This window comes from Chryseobacterium sp. CG10_8 (genome assembly GCF_058117085.1).
In genome coordinates, this window is the sequence record NZ_JBYVEB010000180.1 from 1 (window position 1) to 3,418 (window position 3,418).

Here is a 3,418-nt window from a genome sequence, read left to right on the forward strand (position 1 = left end):
GGCAGAAATGGTCTAAACGCACCGCATAAAAACCAACGGAAATGAGTGTAAACTTAAAATGACAAAAAAACAGAAATGGCTGAAACTGCTTTTATTTGCAAGTTTCTTATTACTTGTCTTTAATTGTAGGCAAGACGTCTTGAAAGAACAACAAGATAATGAGTTTAATCCCAATGCTTCTAAATTTCAATTAGTCAAACTAGAAGATATCCCAAACGTTACAAAGTACATCAAGCTAAGAACAGGAAGAAAGGATTTGGGAATTCCTTTAAAAAGTAGTTTTACAAATTCTGCGTTGGCAAAGGGAAATATTGACTTTGCTAATTTGGAAAGTTCAATTATTTTGAAGAAAATTGAAGAAAGTTGTAACTACTACATTTTCAATCTTGAAAACACAGGAGACGAATATACAGTGTACAACTTTGAAGTAAAAGAAGTCGGGGAAGAAATTGTAGATGCTAAAGTTGTAGAATACTTATCGGAAATTCCTTATGAAGAAAATCATAGAGAAATCCTTCAAAATTTCGTAGGAAAAGTTACAGCTTATAGTTTGGACGGAAAAATAGTTGCTTCTATTGATTATTTAGACGGGCAAAGCCCTTGTCCTCCTGACCCAACCAACCCTCCTTCTACAGGAAATCCACCAGGTGGTGGTAGTTACCCAGGACTTGGTTATCCACCTGATTCTGGAGGTTACCCGTCAAATCCTGGATATCCTTCATGGCCAAGTTATGGAGGAGGAAGTTCCGGAGGCTCTTCTGGAGGAGGAGGAAGTTCAGGTGGTTCAAGTAGTGGTGGAGATGATGGAGGTAGTAGCGGATGTGATGAAAATGTATGGACTTTTTCGCATCATGTTGAAATTGAAGGTGTGCTTTATTGGATGTATGTAAACTGTAAAGGGCAAACCAAAAAAGTTGAAGCCATCCAAGCCAATGCAAAAAATTCTGCAAGTAAACTTACCGCACCATGTAACGATGGTTCTGGTGTTGTAATTATTGTTGGAAATCCGAAAAACGACAACCCTTGCGAAAAAACAAAAACATTACAAGAAAACACTGAAGTACAAACAAAAGTGTCTCAATTAAAAGAAGAGTCTAAAACCAAAGGCGAAAAAGGTTTTAATATTAAAGCAGATGGCACAACTTCTGCAATGATAGATGGCGGAGATCATGAAGTAACTTTAGGTGATGCAGCGGGAAATCAAGGAGGATATCATAATCATACGCCAACAGGAATTAAAATGTTTTCTCCTCCAGATGTTTTGGTATTACTAAATTATGCTCTTGCACAACCAAGTGGTCAAACTGGAAATGCATTTTTGGGAGTAATAGGCTCTGAAGTCTGTAGTAGTTGCACCGGAGGATACAAGTATCAACATTTTATTATTCGTTTTACTGGTAGTTTACAAGAGTTGGGAAGTTTCGTATTCGCAAACTGGAATGAAACAGAATTAATTAGTTGGTATCGGAAAAAGGAATTTCTATTATCAAGTGATTCAAATTATTCAGATGATTTTGGAGCAACATTGAATACAAAAGGGCTTGAAAAACTCTTTTTTGACACACTACAAAAAATGGGAATGCAAAACAAAGTATCTTTACAACGAGTAGATGATGATGGTACCATAAAAAATGTGAATATTGACTCAACAGACAACCAGCTGAAAGAAGTTAATTGTCCTTAATTAAAAAAAATAATATTATGAAAAAAATAAAAATAGTCTCAGTTTGTTTTCTATTAATCTTTGCTGTTTCATGTAAAGCACAACAAGTTTATCCTTTGAATACTGATCAGGATTTAATCCCAAATTACTCTCATATAAAAGATTTATCAAACCAGTTGCCTCAGTTTATAGGAGAATATCATGCAAATTATAGCGGTAATTTGATTAAACTTTTTTTGACCAAGGTTGATGATAAACAAGTAAAATATGTAGACAAGATTTTTTATCATGATGTAATTATTATTAAATATATTATTCAAGATAATAATGGAATTGTTCTGCAAGACACCCAAAATCTGGCACAATTTTCAGGGGTAAATGAAATTGAAAGTTTAGGAATTAGAGGAAGTCTAAATAATATCTTGGTGTTAGGTTATTCAGGTACAAATTGCCATGTAGGTTGGGGAAAAATTATTTTAACAAAAATAAATCCAACTCAATTTCTTTGGGAATATCGTCCAAACGATATATTAACAAACAATTGTCCTCCAGGAACGGATAAAACGATTTATCTACCGGAGACAAAAGATTTAATTTTTACAAAGCAATAAACACCACTTCTGCCAACATGGTATTTATGCAATGCGGAGTTAAAGTCTTAAAAGAACGATAAGTTTTATTAAGTCACAAAAACCATTTCTTTTTACAATTTTTGTATTTTAGTAAAAAAGAAAATGGTTTTTGTTCAGTTTTGTGATTATAGAAAAGGTTGTCACATTCAGTCCGAACTGCATAAATACCCGCTCGTTATCAGCAATTTTAACCCCACCACATGAAAATTTTATTATTAAAAAGTCCTGAAATTATTGAATTTACGGCAGAAGATATGACTGCTAAAATATCTCATCAAATGTTTTCTGAACAGAAACTTGGAATTGACACTCCAATAAATCATGCTGTATTAATTATTTTGTCAGAAAAATCACCAGATGGTAGATATAAATTACCAATTGATGGTCAGGCAATTTTTGGAAAGGAAAGTATTACAGCCATTAATGAAGTAAAAAAACAAATTGGAACTTGTTCTCAAATCGCTGAAAATCTATTTTCAAAACTTAAATCATTGAATTTACAACTTAAACAGTTGGATGAATTAAAGGATATTTTTGAAGAATATGAAGAAAAGTATAAAAAATTAGATTTTATGGGGCATAGAAATATTTTTAGTGATATTGTAAAATCGAAAAAAATCGAATGGATAAACGAAATCATGAAAGAATATAATATAAAATCCGTTACAAAAACGTTTTATGATTTTATAATGGATAGAAACAAATATACTCACGGTGAATTAATGTTATATTATCCAAGTCGAGAAACTATTTTAGAATATGAGGACGAACAAAGAAATAGAGAAGTTGCAATCGTAAATGCAGAAATCTTAACATCATATATTGAAAATTACAAAGAATTAGACAAGATTTTGAATGCTATTGAAGCTGAAAGACAAAAAAACTGCCGATAACAGTGTATTAGCAAAAGCGGGCTTGAATTCTTGAATTGAAAATTCAAAAATTCTTCGCCGCCACTGCTTTTCAATTCCGTATTATTTTTGTAAGTTTACTTCATTGAAAAAGCATTGGCTTCAGTTGGCCTAAAACTGAACTTTCAGTTCACTTTTCGCCCGCCTTCGCTAATACTTTTTCGTTAGCGGTAATAGTATCAAAACACTGTCTAAACTGAAAATCTAATGAA

The 3,418-nt window shown here is 32.5% G+C and carries 3 protein-coding genes; all 3 read left to right on the plus strand.

Annotation, left to right across the window (positions count from 1 at the left end; genetic code table 11):
* The first annotated feature begins 58 nt into the window (after positions 1-58).
* The 3 genes from AC4AGG_RS15810 to AC4AGG_RS15820 all read left to right on the plus strand — a co-directional run bounded on the left by AC4AGG_RS15810 (position 59) and on the right by AC4AGG_RS15820 (position 3,188).
* On the plus strand, positions 59-1,684 hold the full coding sequence (locus AC4AGG_RS15810) for a hypothetical protein (protein ID WP_489772986.1): 1,626 nt from the start codon (positions 59-61) through the stop codon (positions 1,682-1,684).
* A 17-nt stretch (positions 1,685-1,701) separates the two neighbouring features.
* A complete protein-coding gene (locus AC4AGG_RS15815) occupies positions 1,702-2,274 on the plus strand; it encodes a hypothetical protein (protein ID WP_489772987.1) in 573 nt (190 codons plus the stop codon).
* Positions 2,275-2,495: 221 nt separating this feature from the next.
* Positions 2,496-3,188: a hypothetical protein gene (locus tag AC4AGG_RS15820; protein WP_489772988.1), complete on the plus strand. Its 693-nt coding sequence runs from the start codon at positions 2,496-2,498 to the stop codon at positions 3,186-3,188.
* Positions 3,189-3,418: the final 230 nt, after the last annotated feature.